General features: G+C 45.3%; 12 protein-coding genes and 1 pseudogene. 7 read left to right on the forward strand and 6 right to left on the reverse strand.

From position 1 onward, the window contains the following. Positions 1 to 81 precede the first annotated feature (81 nt). From RIG27_RS20545 to RIG27_RS20555, 3 genes are all read right to left on the reverse strand, one after another. A complete protein-coding gene (locus RIG27_RS20545; protein WP_446348217.1) occupies positions 82 to 555 on the reverse strand; it encodes a hypothetical protein in 474 nt (157 codons plus the stop codon). A gap of 206 nt (positions 556 to 761) precedes the next feature. Beyond that, a complete protein-coding gene (locus RIG27_RS20550) occupies positions 762 to 1,763 on the reverse strand; it encodes a hypothetical protein (protein ID WP_446348219.1) in 1,002 nt (333 codons plus the stop codon). Between the two features lie 361 nt (positions 1,764 to 2,124). Next, positions 2,125 to 2,304, reverse strand: a complete 180-nt coding sequence (locus RIG27_RS20555; protein ID WP_446348221.1) for a replication restart DNA helicase PriA — start codon at positions 2,302 to 2,304, stop codon at positions 2,125 to 2,127. Between the two features lie 159 nt (positions 2,305 to 2,463). Here RIG27_RS20555 and RIG27_RS20560 point away from each other — a divergent pair, with 159 nt between their 5' ends. The 4 genes and pseudogenes from RIG27_RS20560 to RIG27_RS20575 all read left to right on the forward strand — a co-directional run bounded on the left by RIG27_RS20560 (position 2,464) and on the right by RIG27_RS20575 (position 8,522). Further along, complete coding sequence (locus RIG27_RS20560; RefSeq protein ID WP_446348223.1) at positions 2,464 to 3,711, forward strand: MFS transporter; 1,248 nt, start codon at positions 2,464 to 2,466, stop codon at positions 3,709 to 3,711. Between the two features lie 94 nt (positions 3,712 to 3,805). Next, a pseudogene (locus tag RIG27_RS20565) lies at positions 3,806 to 4,066 on the forward strand (cytochrome D ubiquinol oxidase subunit II); the annotation flags it as partial. Positions 4,067 to 4,467: 401 nt separating this feature from the next. After that, positions 4,468 to 7,674 carry a glycoside hydrolase family 9 protein gene (locus tag RIG27_RS20570; protein WP_446348225.1) on the forward strand — a complete coding sequence of 1,069 codons (3,207 nt, stop codon included), beginning with the start codon at positions 4,468 to 4,470 and terminating at the stop codon, positions 7,672 to 7,674. A 650-nt stretch (positions 7,675 to 8,324) separates the two neighbouring features. Beyond that, positions 8,325 to 8,522, forward strand: a complete 198-nt coding sequence (locus RIG27_RS20575) for a DUF6464 family protein (protein ID WP_446348246.1) — start codon at positions 8,325 to 8,327, stop codon at positions 8,520 to 8,522. Positions 8,523 to 8,570: 48 nt separating this feature from the next. On the opposite strand, the gene RIG27_RS20580 is transcribed toward RIG27_RS20575, so the two are convergent. The 3 genes from RIG27_RS20580 to RIG27_RS20590 form a co-directional block, all read right to left on the reverse strand. Further along, positions 8,571 to 8,981 (reverse strand): hypothetical protein, encoded by a 411-nt coding sequence (locus RIG27_RS20580; RefSeq protein ID WP_446341894.1) that lies wholly within the window; start codon positions 8,979 to 8,981, stop codon positions 8,571 to 8,573. Positions 8,982 to 8,987: 6 nt separating this feature from the next. Beyond that, a complete protein-coding gene (locus RIG27_RS20585; RefSeq protein WP_446348227.1) occupies positions 8,988 to 10,229 on the reverse strand; it encodes an AAA family ATPase in 1,242 nt (413 codons plus the stop codon). 310 nt (positions 10,230 to 10,539) lie between these two features. Continuing rightward, positions 10,540 to 12,012 carry a leucyl aminopeptidase gene (locus tag RIG27_RS20590; RefSeq protein ID WP_446348248.1) on the reverse strand — a complete coding sequence of 491 codons (1,473 nt, stop codon included), beginning with the start codon at positions 12,010 to 12,012 and terminating at the stop codon, positions 10,540 to 10,542. A gap of 45 nt (positions 12,013 to 12,057) precedes the next feature. Here RIG27_RS20590 and RIG27_RS20595 point away from each other — a divergent pair, with 45 nt between their 5' ends. The 3 genes from RIG27_RS20595 to RIG27_RS20605 all read left to right on the forward strand — a co-directional run bounded on the left by RIG27_RS20595 (position 12,058) and on the right by RIG27_RS20605 (position 18,519). Further along, entirely contained in the window at positions 12,058 to 12,270 is a 213-nt protein-coding gene (locus RIG27_RS20595; protein ID WP_446348228.1) for a hypothetical protein, read from the forward strand. Continuing rightward, the gene (locus RIG27_RS20600) at positions 12,264 to 14,459 is read left to right on the forward strand and encodes a lytic transglycosylase domain-containing protein (RefSeq protein ID WP_446348230.1); all 2,196 of its coding nucleotides are present in this window, start codon (positions 12,264 to 12,266) and stop codon (positions 14,457 to 14,459) included. Before RIG27_RS20595 ends, RIG27_RS20600 begins: the two co-directional genes overlap by 7 nt. Positions 14,460 to 14,898: 439 nt before the next feature. Continuing rightward, entirely contained in the window at positions 14,899 to 18,519 is a 3,621-nt protein-coding gene (locus RIG27_RS20605; RefSeq protein WP_446348232.1) for a PAS domain S-box protein, read from the forward strand. Positions 18,520 to 18,721 lie beyond the last annotated feature (202 nt).

An 18,721-nucleotide genomic window follows, 5' to 3' on the forward strand; every position in this document is an offset into this window, starting at 1 on the left:
AAAAACCAAGCCCCATAATAATTGTAGCGCCTCAGCTATTCAAAATTGAGAAAAACATCCAGATAACGCCCAAACCTTTTGTTATATAAAGGCTTTGAATATTTTAACTAACAATTTAGCATAATAAGTACTGAAGAACCAGGTTTTTGAGTTTTCTTCGTAAGTTTCAATTAACTCATCCAGCGTATCTTCTTCAATTTCATCTAAATCATATAAGGCTTCAAGCTGTTGTGTTTCTTCGGCAACCGCTTGGCGCAAGTCTTGTAAACTTGCGGCTTCAGTTGTGAGTTTTTCCGATAACTCACTCACCGCACCACCAAATCCAACGTGCAGCTCAACCAGGCAATCCATTGTTGCTGTCATTTTATCAGAAGCGGCGGACAGCTTTTTGCTCACGATTCCAGACTGTTGATCATTTTGGGATGCGCCGTTATTTTTTACCTCTTTCTGAAGTTGTTTTAGTTTACCTTCTAACTCTTTCCGCTCTTTCCATAATTCTTCATAAGATTCGAGAATTTCAGCTTTGGTGTTTTTGCTATTGGGTTTGCTTGCCATAATTCTTACCTGGGATATTCTGAATCGTGATGGATGATCAGTTAATGGTTGGGTTAGGGCGGGTTTAGTTACGTTATCGGTTTTGTCCACAACGTTATTGGTGAAACCCGCCCCTACAACCCGGCTTACCCTAGATGGGCGGGTTTAGTTAAGTTATCGGTTTTGTCCACAACGTTATCGATAAAACCCGCCCCTACAGAACGGATCTAGGCTTTGCTTTTGGGAGCATTATTAACGTTTGTCGAACTATCAAAAGCCCTCATTGCCAACGCCTGAGACTGCTTGAGGCTATCCTGCAATTGAGCATAGAGTTGATTAATTTGTTCAGTCTGCTTTTGAATTGTTTCTTCTAGGGATTGAACTTTGAACTCATAACTTTGCTGGCTGGCTTCCCATTCTTTATCCAGTAACTCCGCTTTAACTTTGGCGTCTTGGTGAACCTCTTTAATCGCCTCTTCCCTGGCTTTTTTCACCGATTCATCTAAGTCTTTGGGGAAGTTATCAACTTTTTGCTGATAGTCTTTCACTAGAGGCTGACGTTCTTGCAGGATTTTTTCCCGTTCTGACCAATGTTTTTCTTTTTCTTGATTGGCTTCGCGCAGTTCTCGTTCTTGGTTACGTTTTAAGGTTTCATATTCATCAGCCTCAATTTTGCGCTGACGTTGTATTTGGTAAGTATAGTCAGATTCTTGCTGTTGTCGCTCTTTGGCTAAGGATTCAGCGTCTTCCTGAACCTTTTGCTCAAATTCCGCCTGTTCTTTTAACCAGGATTTGTGCTTATCTGCTTTATCTTTCTCAATTGACTGATGCTGTTCTGTGGTGGTTTGTTCAAGACGTTTCAGGTTTTCTTGATGTTCTTGGGTGAGAATATGCAAAGCATCAGCGACGACGCGAATTTGTTGTAAGTATTGTAGTTGCTGCGTTTCTACCTGAATGGCTAACTTGAGTTGATCCCCTTTTGCTGATTCAGTGGTTAATTTTTCCGAGAGTTGATTAATAATTGTGCCAAAGTATAATTGTAAATCTGCTAATCCTTTGACAATACTATCGACGGTGTAGGTTGAGGCGACGTCTAGAACCTGTTGATTTTTCTGTTTTTCAGCTTCTTCTTCCTTGGTAGCGATTTTGGAGTCAATGGTTTTGCGTTGGTTCAGGATTTGCTCAAAGGCTTGAAAAATTTGGTCTTTGCTGTCTTTGGTTGCAACCACAATTGGTCTCCTTATTCTCAATAACTTACATCAATCCGCGATCGCATGTTCCCTAAGTTAGCCTCTCAGGATTGGGATCGGGTGTGATCTGGGTGTCTAAGGGGGTTCACTGGACTCGCGATCGCCTAGCCTATATTAGTACAAATGTACTATAAGCAGTATAGTCAGATTTTTCTACAACTGTCAAGTCCAGCCAACAGCACTCAGACAGCGTAAATTAGAGAGATATTGAGAATTTGCCGAAATTTAGCAGATACAGCAGATTTCAAGTTGATGAGGTACAGCTTATAAACAACAGTAGGGACACGACATGTCGTGTCCCTACTCTGAATCGGTGGATATGTTCTAACCGAATAAGGTTTTAACGATGAGCATAAAGTCCTGGTGCATAAGCTTCTAACACTTTACCCGTGCGGAAGCAGTTGATCATCAAGTAATCACACGCTGGACATTGAGTATTAGAGAGATTCGTTTTAAAACAGTATTCTCGTTGAGCTTTACTCCCACAATTCGGACAATAGATTTCTTGTTTTATCTGCATTTTGTAACTGATTTTATGACAAAAAAGAATTGAACGTAACCACTTAAATTAAATTTACATGATTAAATTATGGCAAAGATTTAAACCAAATTTTGCTTTTTTAATATTTGCTTAATCTTTAAATGTTAAGAATAGTAAATAGAACCAGGATGACTCAAGATGAAAATCTTCATAACCATGGAAGCGCAACAACGCAGGAACCTACTCGCTCTATTCGCGGCGGGTCTTCTGTTTTGGTCAAGTTTAGCTTCGATGCTACCAGCATTACCCCCTTACATTGAAGACATGGGGGGAACAACGCAGCAAGTCGGGATGGTGATGGGCGGCTTTGCGATCGGGTTGTTGATGTTTCGCCAACGTTTAGGATATTTAGCCGATCAACATAGCCGTAAACTGGTGATCCTGATTGGTACGATTGTGGTGGCGATCGCACCCTTAGGGTATTTGTTTGCGGATTCGATTGCCTGGTTAATGGCAATCCGGGTCTTTCACGGGATTGGTTTAGCGGCATTTACGACAGGCTATATCGCCTTGGTGACCGATTTATCACCCGTGGGTCAACGAGGAGAGTTAATTGGCTATATGAGTCTGGTAACGCCCTTGGGTATGGGATTAGGTCCTGCCTTGGGAGGATTGCTGGAGGCTCAAGCGGGTTACACCGCATTTTTTCTATTTTCTGGGGGACTGGGTTTATTAGCATTTGTTTGTGCTAGCCAGGTGAGGGAACCTGAGCGAATCCAGGGAGCCAAACAGAAAACCGCTAAACTGACGTTCAAAGGATTCTGGCAGCTATTGGGAAGTCCCCGGCTGCGAATTCCGGCTGTGGTGTTGCTTTTGGCTGGGTTGGCGTTTGGTGGGGTGAGTACATTTGCGGCGTTGTATATCCGAGCCACAAATGTCGATTTAAATCCGGGCTGGTTTTTCACGGCGGTGGCGATTGGGAGTTTCGGGATGCGTTTAATCGCGGGGCGGGCGTCTGATCGGTATGGGCGAGGCGTGTTTATTACCGGGAGTCTGATTGGCTATGGACTCGCCTTAACCCTGTTTTCTCAAGCGAAAACCCCACAAGCCTTTTTGGTGATTGGTTTTATTCAAGGATCAGGGGCGGGGATTTTATTACCCTTGATGATCGCCTTAATTTCCGATCGCTCCGGTGCCCATGAACGTGGGCGCGTGTTCTCGGCTTGTATTGCGGGGTTTGATTTAGGGATTGCGATCGCAGGACCTTTTTGGGGTACGATGGCTGAATCTCTGGGCTATCCCAGCATTTTTCTGGGCGCAGCGGGTTTGATTGTCTTAGCTGTGATTATTTTCATCACCCAATCGAGCAAAACGTTATCTCATTCCCTCAGATTTGCTGTAGGGCGGGAGCGAGATATTTATGTTTATCGGGATGTTGAGTCTTAGTGTAGAGGTGTTGAAAAGCTGGGCAAGATGGGGGAGATAGGGAAGATAGGGGAGCAAACATAAGACGAATGACGAATGACGAATGACGAATGACAAGAAAGTGATGCGACTTAAATCAGAGTTGTCTGATGCTGAGGTTGAACAGCTTAATGCTGAGTTTAGCGATATCATCGTCAAGGGTCAGATTGACAAAATTAAGGCTTTGCCGGAAGAACTTCCGGATGAAACGGCAGATCTGCCCCGCTTAATTTTTTACTTTAACCGCAAAGATTCTGGACGTCTCTATCAACTGATCGCTCGAATTAGTCAAATGGCGGCTGCATCCCCAGCAACAACCCATCCTGAACGTAAATAGGTAAGTAGATAAAAAAGAATGAACCCAATAATAAATATATTTTTCAGAACAAAAAATATATTTATTTTTATTTTTAAACCCAAATATTGCTTTTATTTTCCTTTTATCAATCTTTAATATAACTTTATCAAAAAATGATGACACTTCATATTCTAATTGCCAGAATAGCTATTAGTGGTACCTGCGAATAAGCGGCTCGGCATTTAAACCATAATGTCAAGAATTGCAAAATCCTTGTAGTGCGAGCATCTTGCTCGCTACCCATTCCCAATTTAAATGCGTGACAGCTTAGCACCACAAACAATGTCCGAGCAAACATTATTGTAGCCGCCAATTCCTGCTCTGAGAACAAAACCAGTGATTTGTTCTTGCTTAATGAACTAACTAATAGGAGTAAAAGAATGCCTTTTGCTGTAGATTTTGATGTTGCCAACGATTGGGGAAGTGGCTTTACCGCGAATCTTTCAATTGCCAACAATAGTTCCAGCAATGTAAATGGTTGGACTCTGGAGTTTGACGCTCCCTTTCAAATTACTAATATCTGGGGTGCGGAAATTGTTAGTCAAGAGGGCAACCGTTATACAGTTCGCAACCTCAGTTATAACGGCACGCTAGCGGCTGACGGTACAGTCTCTATCGGTTTCAACGGTAGCGGCGAGAGTATTGAACCAACAGGTTATAGTCTCAATCAAGAATCCATTGGCACGTCTCCATCCATACCGACGCTTTCTGTTGATAATGTAACGGTTACTGAAGGTGACAGTGGTACGGTTGCGGCTGAGTTTGTCGTTAACCTGTCCGAAGCCAGTGACCAAGAGGTGACCGTTGAGTACGGGACTGACAATGGTACAGCCACGGCGGGGTCTGACTACACCGCTAAATCGGGTACGCTTACCTTTGCGGCGGGAGAAACCTCGAAAATCATCAGTGTACCTGTAACTGGGGACACGACAGTCGAGAGCAATGAAACCTTCAAACTAAATCTCTCTAGTCCCAGCAACGCCACCATTGCAGATGCTCAGGGAGTGGGTACGATTAGCAATGATGACTCTAGCACTCCCCCCGCTAATACCCCCATCCGAGTTCAAGCGGAAAACTATGTCAATTTCTTCGATAAAAGCTCAGGCAATGCAGGGGGGACGTATCGCTCTGATAATGTTGATATCCAAGCCACCACAGATATAGGTGGCGGCTACAATGTGGGCTGGATTCAGCAAGGAGAATGGCTAACCTATAATGTCAACATTCCTGAAGCCGGAGCCTACGACATTGTCGCTCGTGTTGCCTCAGCGCGGCAAGGTACGCGCAGCTTAAAGGTTTCCGTAGGAAATCAAAGCGAAACCTTGACCTTTGGCGGAACGGGTGGCTGGCAATCTTGGCAAAATGTGACAGCTCAAGGGGTAAACCTCTCCGCAGGGAGTCAGCAATTGCGTCTGGATATGCTCTCCGACTCGTTCAATGTTAACTACATTGATATTGTCCCCAGTACCAGTTCACCCACACCACCAACCCTTTCGATTAATAATGTCAGCATCACCGAAGGTAATAGCGGCACTAAAAACGCGACATTTACCGTTGACCTCTCAGCCGCGAGTAATCAAACCGTCAGCGTTAATTATGCCACGGCGAATGACACCGCCATTGCTGGGTCTGACTATACCGCTAAATCCGGTACACTGAGTTTCACCCCTGGGCAGACCAGTAAAACGTTCACTGTACCGATTATCGGTGACACCCTGGATGAGGCAAATGAAACCTTTAAGGTGAACCTGTCCCAAGCCAATAACGCGACAATTAGCGATTCTCAAGGAGTTGGCACAATTATCGATAATGATGATTCTGCCCCAGTCCTGCCCCAGTTATCAATTAATGATGTCAGCATCACCGAAGGGGATAGTGGCACTAAAAATGCGACGTTTACTGTCAACCTCTCAGCCGCGAGTACTCAGACTGTTGGTGTTAGCTACGCCACGGCGAATGATACAGCTATTGCCGGGTCTGACTATACCGCTAAGTCCGGTACATTAAGTTTCAACCCTGGGCAAACCAGTAAGACATTTACCGTACCCATCTTGGGTGACACAACGGTAGAGGGTAATGAAACCTTTAAGGTCAACCTCACCCAAGCCACCAACGCCACGATTGGCGACTCTCAAGGGGTGGGAACGATTACGAACGACGATTCCTCCCAACCCCCTCCTCAGCAAGGGGATTTTAATTATGGGGAAGCGCTGCAAAAGTCTATCCTCTTCTACTATGCTCAACGTTCTGGCGACTTACCCGACCACAATCCTCTCCCTTGGCGCGGTGATTCGGCTCTAAACGATGGCTCAGATGTAGGACTTGACCTGAGGGGCGGTTACTACGACGCGGGAGACCACGTTAAGTTTGGCTTACCAGGCGCCGCTTCCCTAACGATGCTGGGTTGGGGTGCGGTTGAATACCAGGAGGCTTATCAGCAAAGTGGACAATTTGAAGAGATTCTGGATTCGATTAAGTGGGGGACTGATTACATCCTCAAAGCTCATGTCACCGATGGTCAAAGCACCCAAGCGTTTTACGGACAGGTGGGAGACGGTAACATTGACCACGCTTTCTGGGGCGCTCCGGAAGACATGACCATGGAAAGACCCGCCTTTAAAATTGACCCTCAGAATCCTGGGTCTGATTTAGCTGGGGAAGCGGCGGCGTCTCTGGCGGCGGCTTCGATTGTCTTCCGAGGGGTAGACGAAGCCTACGCGGATACCCTGCTACAGAACGCCGAACAACTCTACGATTTTGCTGACCAATATCGCGGCACATATACCGACGCGATTCCAGATGCGGGTCAATTCTACAATTCCTTCAGCGGCTTCCAAGACGAGCTAGTTTGGGGCGCGACTTGGCTGCACAAAGCAACGGAGGCGGCGGGTAGTACGGATACGACGTATCTCAACAAAGCCGAAAGTTTATACCAAGGAATTGGTCCAGGGTGGACGCAATCGTGGGATGACAAGTCTTATGGCGCGGCTATCTTGTTAGCTCAGGAAACGGGCAAATCTGAGTATAAGAGTGATGTGGAAGGCTGGTTAGATTCCTGGCTTCCCGGCGGTAGCACCCCAACCTATACCGATGGTGGACTTGCATGGCTGAGTCAGTGGGGTTCTCTGCGCTACAGCGCCAATACCTCATTCCTGGCTGGCGTCTACGCGGATACGGTGAATGACCCCAATGGTCAATACTCGGAGTTTGCTGAAGGGCAAATTGACTACATCTTAGGCGATAATCCCCGCGACTTCAGCTATATGGTGGGTTTTGGTGAGGACTATGCACTCAATCCCCACCATCGTGCGGCTTCTGGAGTGACAAATATCAGTGATTCTCGCAATAATCTACACACCCTCTACGGGGCACTTGTTGGAGGTCCAGCTTCAGCTAATGATTTTGATTATGTCGATGACCGCACTGACTTCATCCGCAATGAAGTGGCGATGGACTACAATGCTGGCTTAACCGGGGCATTGGCTAGAATGTACGGTGAATTTGGCGGACAAACGCTTGATAGTATTTCGGGAATTAATCTCGATAACTTGAATGCGTTAACCGTTGCCGATGTAGTCGCGCCCTAAGCTGTTCGGCATTTAAACCTTAATGTCAATAATGACGAAATCCTTGTAGTGCGTTAAGCGAAGCCATGCCGCAGGCTTTGCATCTTGCTCGCTACTAATACCCAATTTAAATGCATGACAGCTTAGAGAAGGGAAAGTAGAGACGTTGCATGCAACGTCTCTACATAAATGATGTGTCCTAACAGCTATGGCAGTTGCTATATCTTGCTTGCCAATTTAGTTTGATTAGAACTAATTAGTAGGGGAATTCTACCGCACCGAGTCTTTAAAATCAATAGCTGCGTTTCTCAGGAGACGCGGCTTTTTCCCTTGTTTCGTTCTTGTGCCAGATGGAAAATTGATCAGACAGAAGTAGTCGAACTTTCATTAAAGTTGACAGTTGAGATGAGGAAACAGGCAACAGGCAACAGTAAGGATTTGAGGCTTGTTAACATTTCTGAGGATATATTTTCAAATAGACTGAACTATTCGCCAGGGCAAGGTGCAAATTTTGATTAATGCATCTGGTTACCCATTGTATCTGTGCAATTGGGTAGATATTTTATGGCATAATTAGGGATTATTATACTGTTGTCTATAGAAAATTAAGCAAATAGACCCCACAACTGTCCTTGGTGAAGTTAGCGATGACAACAATTGGATTTAAACGCATGCGGCTGAAATCCCATGCTCAGATTAAACGCTTGATTGATTTTCATGAGCAACGCATGAGGCAATTATCAAACACGGTCGATAAAAAGCATACCTGTCGATATTATGCAAATTCAGCATTCTTGCTTTGTGCTGTAAACCCTCTCGGTTCCTGCGAAGGCTGTCACGAGTATGAACCAGAGGTAACGTCAGATTAACGCTGATACAATTAAACTACTATTTAAAAGTAAAATTTGCCAGAAATTTTATGACGGAGTATGAGTGACAGGAATATCAAACTCAGGATTTGATGTACCTGCTCTATAGTTGGGAGGTAAACCTATCCTCTGGAGCAAATCCGTCCATGTTATTTTGCAATCAGACAACGCATTCTTGGGTAAGGTTCTGATTAATACTTTGTGAGAGTTAATTGCAACTATAGGGTTAAGTTCCCCACGACTAAAGCTTCTTGTATTAGCCGGAGCAATGAGCACTCCAATTATTTTGTAGGAACTTGGATTTATATACACTGCTTCTAATGATGTAGAGTTACTAATAAAGATAACTTGATCATTCGTATTCAAAATCAAGCAAAAGTCATCCAAAGATTTGGGATTTTCTTGAGATTCAATTTCGGGAATGTCCGGTAAGCTCTCACCTGTACAATCCAAAGGCATTACACGCTATCTCCACAAAATGTCATAAGCTTGAATTTGGTTATACTGCATCTCAAGATTGCCCAATACACTGGACAGCTTACTTTCATCCAATTGCCCAGATTCTTGATCGCGAATTGAAACAGCAGTCCCCTCTGAAAATAAATAGGCTGACAACTGATTGGATGGGAGCCTAAATGAAGAGTTGGGAATATTTTCAAAATTTTGTTCAGGCAAATTCTGAGCCGCTAAAATCAAATTATTTAAAACATACAAGACAAATATTGAGTGAGTGGTGATGACAAGCCGAAATCCTTTATTACATAAGTAAGCTAATAGTTTAGTGATAGCAACTTGAGCAGAAGGATGGAGGTGTGTTTCTGGTTCTTCAATATGTATAAATAATGGTCTTTGCCATGTTTCCCATCCAAACATTGCTTGAGCAATGGAAACCATGGGCCAAGTTTCCATTTGCCCCGAAGATGCCATTTCTATTTCAATTGGACGATTACTATTTTCAGGCATCCATTGCCATCTACGAGCATAAGGTCCCTTTCTAGAAAAAACGGCATACCCACGTAATTCATGCGTAATTATCTTATCGATTTCACTCACTTCTAATGGCTTTCTCTGAGAACTTTCTTGCCATTTTTGATGAGTATTGGCTGACTTGAAGAGAAACGTCGTAAATTCACGCATTGTAATAGGTAATTCCGACCCTCCTAGAGACTGGGGATCTGAATTAATTAAACGTGAAAAAAACGATCGCTCGGCTGGAATAAATAGGACATTTGATTGAATATCTCCTGATGCTGAGGGATTCTCTGCTATTTTTATCAACCATGATCTAATTGCTTGATTAAACTCGCGCTTCGGTCGGATTGTTCGGTGTGACTGATAGCAGGTAATTGTCCAGTCATATTTATCTTGATTACTGTCTTGTTTTGTGTACTGAATATCTACATTGTTGTCCATTACAAAAGATGAAAAAGATGAAAATGAACGGGCACTCTTTTCGCCTGAACGAATACCTTCGATTACTTTCCTGACACTTATTTCTGGACCTTCTTGCTTTGAATGAGTAGAAATTAAGTACTGTGCATCACGAAAGAAATATAACAATTGACTTACTAGAGATTTACCTGTTCCTTGTGGTCCAATAAAAACGGTGAGAGGAGATATTTCTAAGGTAAGAGGAGCATCTATAGCCTTAATCGGACCTAAATGCCCACGGATTTCAATACTCTCTTGATTTTTTTCGTTTATCATTATGTACTCCCCATTTTGTGGGTTAACTAAAGCTAGGTTATCAGGGCGCAAGCATTCATCCGTGTCAACTTAAGCCATAACCCTTACCAATTCTAATTTTCAGCTATGGGGTTTCTGCTCCCCCGGTTCTTTTAAAGGGCGGGTTTATTCAAGTTATCAGTTTGGTGATCCCATGTTATCTGTAAAACCCGCCCATACCCCCCCCGATCTAAGAGCTATTTACCTTAAGTTGACACCAATGGCAAGCATTGCGCCCCTACAAATCCATCCAATTTAGTTAACAGATTGCCGCTTTGATTGCAACTTGGTATTATGCCAAAACCCAGTGAACCAGCGTGCGAACCGGAAAACCTGTCGCTCCAGCATTACTGCATCCGTCTTCTTTATCTGCCCAAACCGGACCTGCGATGTCTAAATGCGCCCAGGATGTCTCTTTCACAAACTGCTTTAAAAATAGGGCGGCTGTGATTGAACCCCCTGCACGAGGACCGGTGTTTTTCATGTCAGCAATGGGTGATTTCATTCCCTCAAAGTATTTCTCTTCCATCGGCATCTGCCAGAATTTTTCGCCTGCTTTTTCTGATGCGGTTTTGAATTGAGCCGCGAGGGTGTCATCGGTTGTCCAAAGTCCACCAATATTATTGCCGAGAGCCACAACACAAGCCCCGGTGAGGGTGGCTAAATCCACGATCGCGTCTACCTCCAACTTTTCGGCAAACACCAACGCATCAGCCAGAGTCAGCCGCCCTTCAGCGTCGGTGTTATTCACTTCTATGGTTTTGCCATTGGATGCGGTGATGATATCACCGGGATGCAATGCATGACCACTGATCATATTCTCTGTTGCCGCACTAATAAAGTGAACCTCGACATCTGGCTTTAATTGACCAATCGCCTTAGCTGCACCAAAGGTAGCACCCGCCCCTCCCATATCCATTTTCATGGTTTCGATACCGCTACCTGAGACTTTCAGGTTCAAGCCACCGGAATCAAAGGTTAATCCCTTCCCCACAATCGCCACTTTCCGACGTGGTGTTCCTTCGGGTTTATAGGTGAGATGAATAAACTTGGGTGGCATTTCTGAGGCTTGGGCTACACCCAAAAACGCGCCCATGCCTAATTTTTCACATTCGTCTTTTTCTAATACTTCTAGCGTCATCCCATAGGCAGAGGCAATATCCTGGGCTGTCTGTGCCAACGTCATCGGGGTGACAGAATTGGGTGGGGCGGCGACTAACTCTCGTGCTAAGATTACCCCTTGACAAATGGCATTCCCTTGGTTAATGGCGGCTTGCACATCACCAAGTCCGAGTAATTCAACCTGTTCTAATTTTGCTCCCTTATCTTCGGGTTCTGACTTAAAGCGATTATCCAGATGCAATGCTAGAGTAATCCCTTCTGCGATCGCCTGAGCGCTGAGTGCGGTATCATTATTCGCCGCCGGGAGACTAACACCCAGAGTTTTACTCTTTTGCTGCTTTGCCATCCGCGCGATCGCAGCCGCTACTCGACGTAAACTATCTACGGTTAGGGCATCCGATTTCCCCAATCCGACTAAAATAACTTTACGAACTGAGCTACCGGCACCCACACGAGTTACAGCACTACTGCCAACGCTTCCTTTAAACTCGGTTTCCTCAATCAGTTCCTTCAGCGTACCGGAGAGTTTCTGATCAAGTTGGGCTAAATCGCCGGTTAACTCCACAGCATCTTCAAAAAATCCCAGTGCTAGGGCATCACCAGTCCAATCTACCCGTGGTGTATCCGTGGCTCGAATTTCCATTCCTTCGTTCTGTCTCTTATCTTTTACCTCATCTTTAGTATTGCATTGGTTATTGGTCATTTGTCATTCGTCATTCGTCATTTGTCATTTAGTCGGGGCGGGTTTAGGGATATCAGGGTGAAAACCTTCCCGTTAGCTGTCAAACCCGCCCCGACAACTCCCCCATCTTCCCCTGAATGCCACCAATTTGCTGAATCGTTCGTCACAATGGGAGACAGTAGATTTTATCAGTATTGGGCGAAAGAGGTTTCATGCTAAAGGTACAAAAATACAAAGTTCCTGTAGCAGTCGGGGCGGGATTGCTATTTATTGCCGTATGTGGTTCGTCTTGGTTCGTTCTCCGACAGACTGGTATTCTGGAAAACTGGGGGGCTGACTCCTCGAAAAGTGAACTAGGTTTGACCCAAAAGGATACTCAATCCCTAGTATTACCCTTGGTATCCTTATCCCCCGAAGCTAGGGCACAACAACTGATGGACATTGCCTCAGGGCGTCAATCCCTGGATCAATATCGCGCCCGCTATTTGTTGGCATCGGATTTAATTGGACAACAGCAGCCAGAGGCGGCACTTCAATGGCTTGAGGGATTAGACGCGAAGTATCCCCAGTTAGCCTCTCACATTGCCCTCAAACGCGCTCAAGCCTACACCGCGATGGGGGGGGATACAGCTAACGCCGAACAAGCTTGGCAAGAGATTATAGAGACTTATCCCAGTGATCCCGTCGCCGCCCACGCCCTGTATGCGTTAGGTGAATCGAATCCAGACTATTGGAAAGTGGCGATCGCACAATTTCCGACTCATCCGGGTACCCTAGATATTGTCCGCCAAAAGCTGCAAGAGAATCCCAAGCAACTGGATTTACTGTTACTTCTAGCCAAAGCAGCACCGGATGATCCGAGTAATGGAGTAATCCGCGATCGCTTGGTGGATGAGTATGCGTCTGGGTTACAGCCCGAAGACTGGCAGGCTATTGCTTTTGGCTATTGGCAAACCCGAGACTATGCTAAAGCTGCCAAAGCCTACACCAAAGCCCCACCCACACCCGAAAATGCTTATCGAGTGGGGCGCGGGTATCACCTGAAAGGAAAACGCACGGAAGCCAAAGCCGCCTATCAACAACTGATTCAGAACTTTCCCGATGCTAAGGAAACGGGGTTAGGATTGCGACGTTTGGCGAGTCTTCTCCCCTCTAAAGAGGCAATCCCCTATCTGGATCAAGTGGTGGCGAAGTTCCCCGATGAAGCCCCCGAAGCCTTACTCAGCAAAGCCAACATCCTAGACGCCTTAGGGAGTTCTCAATCCGCCACCCAAGCCCGTCAGTCGGTGTTAACCCAATATCCAAGTTCTAATGCAGCCGCAGACTATCGTTGGCAGATGGCAAACCAGAAAGCCCAAGCGGGGAATTTAGCAGAAGCATGGCAATGGGCGCAACCGATTACCACAGATAGTCCCGATAGTGCCATCGCCCCGGAAGCCGCGTTTTGGGTGGGCAGATGGGCAATGCAACTGGGACGCCAAGATGAAGCTACATCCGCGTTTGAGCATATTTTGACACAGTATCCCGAATCTTATTATGCGTGGCGGTCTGCCCGATTTTTAGGCTGGGATGTGGGGGATTTTACCACGGTGCGGGATGTGAATCCGACGGTGGTGCTACCGAAAACGCGATCGCGACTTCCGGTTGGATCGGATACCTTAAAAGAATTGCATCTATTAGGACAAAATCAGGATAGTTGGGTACTTTGGCAAGCCGAGTTTCAGAATCGCCAGGAACCCACAGTTGCTGAACAATTTACCGATGGCGTTATGCGCTTAGGCATTGGTGATAACATCAATGGAATTAATCAAGTTTGGTTTTTGAGTCAGCGCGAAACCCCGGAAGAACGTCGCCAATGGCAAGCTTTGCGGGCTGAACCAGCTTACTGGTATACACTGTTTCCTCTACCATTTTTTGATTCGGTTGTCAATTGGTCGGGTCAACGTCAACTGAATCCTTTATTGGTGATTGGTTTAATTCGCCAAGAATCGCGGTTTGAACCGGAAATCGGTTCTATAGCAGGAGCCAGGGGGTTAATGCAAGTGATGCCGGGAACGGGTCAATGGATTGCCGATAAAATTCAGCTCAAGGACTATGATTTAACTGATCCCAATGATAATGTCAAATTGGGGACATGGTATTTAGATCACACTCACCAAGAATACAATAACCATTCTCTATTCGCCGTCGCGAGTTACAATGCTGGTCCAGGGAATGTGGCGAAGTGGATCAGGAAGTATGATACAACTGATCCCGATGCGTTCATTGAGCAGATTCCCTTTGGGGAAACGAAGGGGTATGTGGAGGCAGTGTTTGAGAATTATTGGAATTATTTGCGGTTGTATAATCCAGAGGTTAATCAGTTGTTACGGAAGTATTCTACGAGTCAGCCTGTAATTTCTCCTTAGTGTATGTAGTGGACTGACACAGCTAAAATGGTGGCATAGATTTGACAGTGAAATTGGGCGCACGTCGGTCATCCGTGTCAACTTAAGCTCAACCCCCTCACCCCCAGCCCCTCTCCCACCAGGGGAGAGGGGAGCAAGAAGGAAGCGATATAGAAACGGTATTCTAGAGATGCTTTGGAAGCGTCTTTATGTGATGGTTCCCCTTCTCCTATGCAACAAAAGCGAAGCATCCTCTGTCCTCCCCCCTCTTCGTAGGGGGGAACGAGGGGGGTGGGAGAAGGGGTTAGGGGATGAGGGTGAAAAGCTTGCCAGTCGTGCTTTTCATCTTAAGTTGATACCAATGCACGTCGGTGCGCCCCTACAATTTTAATCCACCAAATTAGGTGTGCCACGCCAGTAGTAAGACAGCGAGTGGTGAGCATAAATATTAATAAATACCATGGATATTTTGCCGAATCTAAAACCGATAAAGATATTGATTGTTGCTGCTTATTCGGATAATTATCAGACTATTAACAAGCATTTATCCAGCTCTGAATATAGCCTAATTCACGCTGAAAACCTTGAACAAGCTCTATCTATTATTGATAGCGATCCTGATTCTCTACCTGACTTAATCCTGATAGCTGTTAATCATTCAGAGGTTAACATCAGTGAACCCATCAAAAAGCTGCAAAAAGTGACACAGCTAAATGATATACCGATTATTGTCTCAATTACTCACAACCTTATCACTGAATTACCCTCACTCCGAGAAGCCGGGGCGAATGATTATTTAATTGCCCCCTTTACTCAAGCCGAACTTTTAGCCCGAATCCAGACTCAGTTACATATTTATAAACTTAAAGCCGAAAATGTACGCCTCCAGCAAGAAAATACTGATTTAAAAATAGTACTAGAGACATCTACGGAACACGGTGATCTGGTTTTCGAGCAGTTGCATGATCAAGCCGAGGAAGCGGTGCGTGAAAGCGAACGTCGGCTGGCGCAATTTTTGGAAGCGGTTCCGGTTGGCGTGTTGGTGGTGGAGGCTAGCGGTAAGCTTTATTTTATGAATCAAAAAGCCAAGCAGATTTTGGCACAGGATTTAGATCCGACTATCCACACGAATCAGCTTTGTGATACCTATCAGATCTATTTAGCGGGTACTGATCAATTGTACCCCTTAGACCGCTTCCCGATCGCGCGATCGCTCGCCTGTGAAACCGTAACCGTTGACGACTTAGAAGTGCGTCACCCGAATCAACGAATTCCCCTAGAAATGCAGGCAATGCCCATCTATGATGAACAGGGAACTCTACTCTATGGCATTAGTGTATTCAAAGATATTACCGCCCGCAAACGTACCGAGAAAATTTTAACCGAGTATAACCAAACCCTAGAACAAGAAGTCTGCGATCGCACCCAAGAATTAGAAACCAAAAATCAGCAACTCCACCAAGAAATTGAGGAACGCAAGTTACTGGAGCAAAAATTGCGAACCTCTGAGGGCAAAATGCGGGCAGTATTTGAGGCAATGCCTGATATTATCCTAATTATTAATCCTCAAACTCATGATATTCAAATTGCACCAACTCGACCCACTCGTGATGTTGAAGAATCGATCCACTTGACTAACCAAACTATTGCACAGTTTCTCAATGGTGACAATACCAAAAGCTGGTTCCAGCAAATTAATCAGGTTATCAAAATCCAAGAACCGATTCATTTTGATTACAGTTTAGAGAGTGCAAATCAAACGGTTTGGTTTACCGCCAGTATTGCCCCATTACCCAATAATTCTGTTATCTGGGTTGCCCGCAATATTACCGATCGCAAAAGCACCCAATTGGCATTATATCAATCAGAAGAAAAGTTTGCCAGTGCCTTCCGTTCTAGTCCCAGTGCCATGACAATCACGCGATTGAGTGATGGCTGTCATATTGATGTGAATGATAGCTTTTGCCAGTTTACCGGCTATTCTGCCCCAGAAATTCTCGGTCGCACTGCCCTTGATTTGAATCTCTGGGTGAATCAAAAAGACCGAAACCGGATGTTAAAAGCAATATCAAACAAAGGGATTATTCGCAACTACGAATTTGAATTTCGTACCAAATCGGGGCATATTCGCACCGCCTTACTCTCAGCCGAACAAATTACCCTAGATAACCAACCCTGTCTGATCGCCGTCAGCCAAGATATTAGCGATCGCAAACGAGTCGAGAAAGCCTTAAAATCCTCAGAGACTGAACTACGGGGTCTTTTTGCGGCGATGAGTGACTTAATATTTGTCTTAGACGCCGAAGGACGCTATCTGAAAGTGGGTTCAGCTAATCATAACCTACTTTACCAACCCACAGATGTTTTAATCGGCAAAACCTTACATGACATTTTTCCGTCTCCTCAAGCCGACACCTTTTTGGATTGCATTCACCAAACCCTAAATACTCAGCAAACCCAGGATCTAGAGTACAGTTTAACCCTTAACGGCACATCAACATGGTTTAGTGCTAAATTTTCACCCCTTTCGGAGATCTCCGTGATCGTTGTAGCGCGAGATATTAGCGATCGCAAGCAGGCGGAATTTGCTTTACAACGCGCCAAAGAAACGGCTGAACAGGCGAATCGTGCCAAAAGTCAATTTCTGTCCAATATGAGTCATGAATTACGCACTCCTCTGAATGCCATTATTGGATTTGCTCAGTTGTTGGGGCGCGACTCTTCCCTCACCCAAGAACAACGCAATCATATTGGCATTATTTGTCGCTCTGGCGAACATTTACTCAGCCTAATTAACAATGTGCTGCAATTGTCCAAAATAGAAGCAGGTCAGCTTAAACTAAACGGCTATAGTTTTGACCTCTATGGGTTACTCCGCACCGTCAAAGAAATATTTAACTTGCCGACTCAAACTAAAGGGTTGCAGTTAGTCTTTGACTATGAGCAAACCCTGCCCCGTTATGTGGAAACCGATGAAGGGAAGCTGCGCCAAGTCTTAATTAATTTACTGAGCAACGCGATTAAATTTACCAGCCAGGGAGGGGTTACCTTGCGCGTTAAAGAGGTGCAAGGGGAGCCAAGGGGCACAGGTGCGGAGAATGTAGAGACGTGCCACGGCACGTCTGGGAGCCAGGAAGCGCAACTCCGATTTGAAATTGAAGATACGGGACCCGGTATTGCCCCAGAGGAACTTGAATCATTATTTGAAGCATTTGTGCAAACTGAAACGGGGCGCAAATCCCTAGAAGGCACAGGATTAGGATTGCCGATTAGTCAACAATTTGTACGACTCATGGGCGGAGAGATTCAGGTCAATAGTCGCTTGAACAAAGGCACTATTTTTACCTTTGATATTGACGTTAACCGGGTGGAGGGAATTGAGCCAGAAACCCAGTCAGCGACTCCTCGCGTAGTCGGCTTGGTACCTGGACAACCCAATTACCGTATCCTAGTCGTGGATGATCGCCTAGAAAGTCGCTTATTATTGGTAAAACTGCTAACCGCCGTGGGATTTTCCGTGCGAGAAGCGGTGAATGGGCAAGACGCGATCGCAATCTGGACTAGCTGGGAACCTCACCTGATTTGGATGGATATGCGAATGCCTGTGATGGATGGATATGAAGCCACCAAACACATCAAAGGGCATCTCAAAGGTCAAGCTACCGTGGTTTTAGCCCTCACCGCCAGCGCGTTTGAAGAAGAGCGATCGCTGGTTCTCTCAGCCGGTTGTGACGATTTTGTTCGCAAACCCTTCCGAGAAGACGTAATCTTTAATAAGATAGCCCACTATTTAGGGGTGCAGTATGTCTACGAACAGCCAATTGCATCAACAGCGTTAGAGCGTGATAGCCCAGCATCCGATCAACCCCTAACGGCTCAAGCCCTGACAATTATGTCCAAGGAGTGGATTCATGAATTATACCAAGCCGCAGATTCGATTGATAACGAACGGATTTTCCAACTTATCGAGCAAATTCCCCCAACCCACGCCTCGATCGCCCAAGCTATCACAGATATGGTGAATAACTTCCGTTGTGATCAAATTATCGATTTAATTGAAGAAGAGATGAAGGGGTTTTAAGTGTTGACCCTTCACTTTGTTCAAGGAAACCGGGTTTTTAATTTTGAGTAGGGGCGGGTTTAGGGACATTGGTGTCAACTTAAGCTCAACCCTTCTCCCCATGGAGGGAGAAGGGGTTAGGGGATGAGGGGGAAAATGTCAAGGAGTAGACAGAAACAGCGTAAAACCTTGTCAGTATTAGTTTTCACCTTAAGTTGACGCG

Origin of the sequence: Coleofasciculus sp. F4-SAH-05, from assembly GCF_040222985.1 — a bacterium.
In the GTDB taxonomy this organism is placed as follows: Bacteria; Cyanobacteriota; Cyanobacteriia; order Cyanobacteriales; family Coleofasciculaceae; genus Coleofasciculus; species Coleofasciculus chthonoplastes.

Bases quoted from the DNA above. Each gene is read 5' to 3' on its own strand.
- RIG27_RS20575 (WP_446348246.1), top strand. From the start codon at position 8,325: ATGCGGCTGAAATCCCATGCTCAGATTAAACGCTTGATTGATTTTCAT.
- RIG27_RS20580 (WP_446341894.1), bottom strand. From the start codon at position 8,981: ATGCCTTTGGATTGTACAGGTGAGAGCTTACCGGACATTCCCGAAATT.
- RIG27_RS20605 (WP_446348232.1), top strand. From the start codon at position 14,899: ATGGATATTTTGCCGAATCTAAAACCGATAAAGATATTGATTGTTGCT.
- RIG27_RS20585 (WP_446348227.1), bottom strand. From the start codon at position 10,229: ATGATAAACGAAAAAAATCAAGAGAGTATTGAAATCCGTGGGCATTTA.
- RIG27_RS20570 (WP_446348225.1), top strand. From the start codon at position 4,468: ATGCCTTTTGCTGTAGATTTTGATGTTGCCAACGATTGGGGAAGTGGC.
- RIG27_RS20560 (WP_446348223.1), top strand. From the start codon at position 2,464: ATGAAAATCTTCATAACCATGGAAGCGCAACAACGCAGGAACCTACTC.
- RIG27_RS20545 (WP_446348217.1), bottom strand. From the start codon at position 555: ATGGCAAGCAAACCCAATAGCAAAAACACCAAAGCTGAAATTCTCGAA.
- RIG27_RS20590 (WP_446348248.1), bottom strand. From the start codon at position 12,012: ATGGAAATTCGAGCCACGGATACACCACGGGTAGATTGGACTGGTGAT.
- RIG27_RS20555 (WP_446348221.1), bottom strand. From the start codon at position 2,304: ATGCAGATAAAACAAGAAATCTATTGTCCGAATTGTGGGAGTAAAGCT.
- RIG27_RS20600 (WP_446348230.1), top strand. From the start codon at position 12,264: ATGCTAAAGGTACAAAAATACAAAGTTCCTGTAGCAGTCGGGGCGGGA.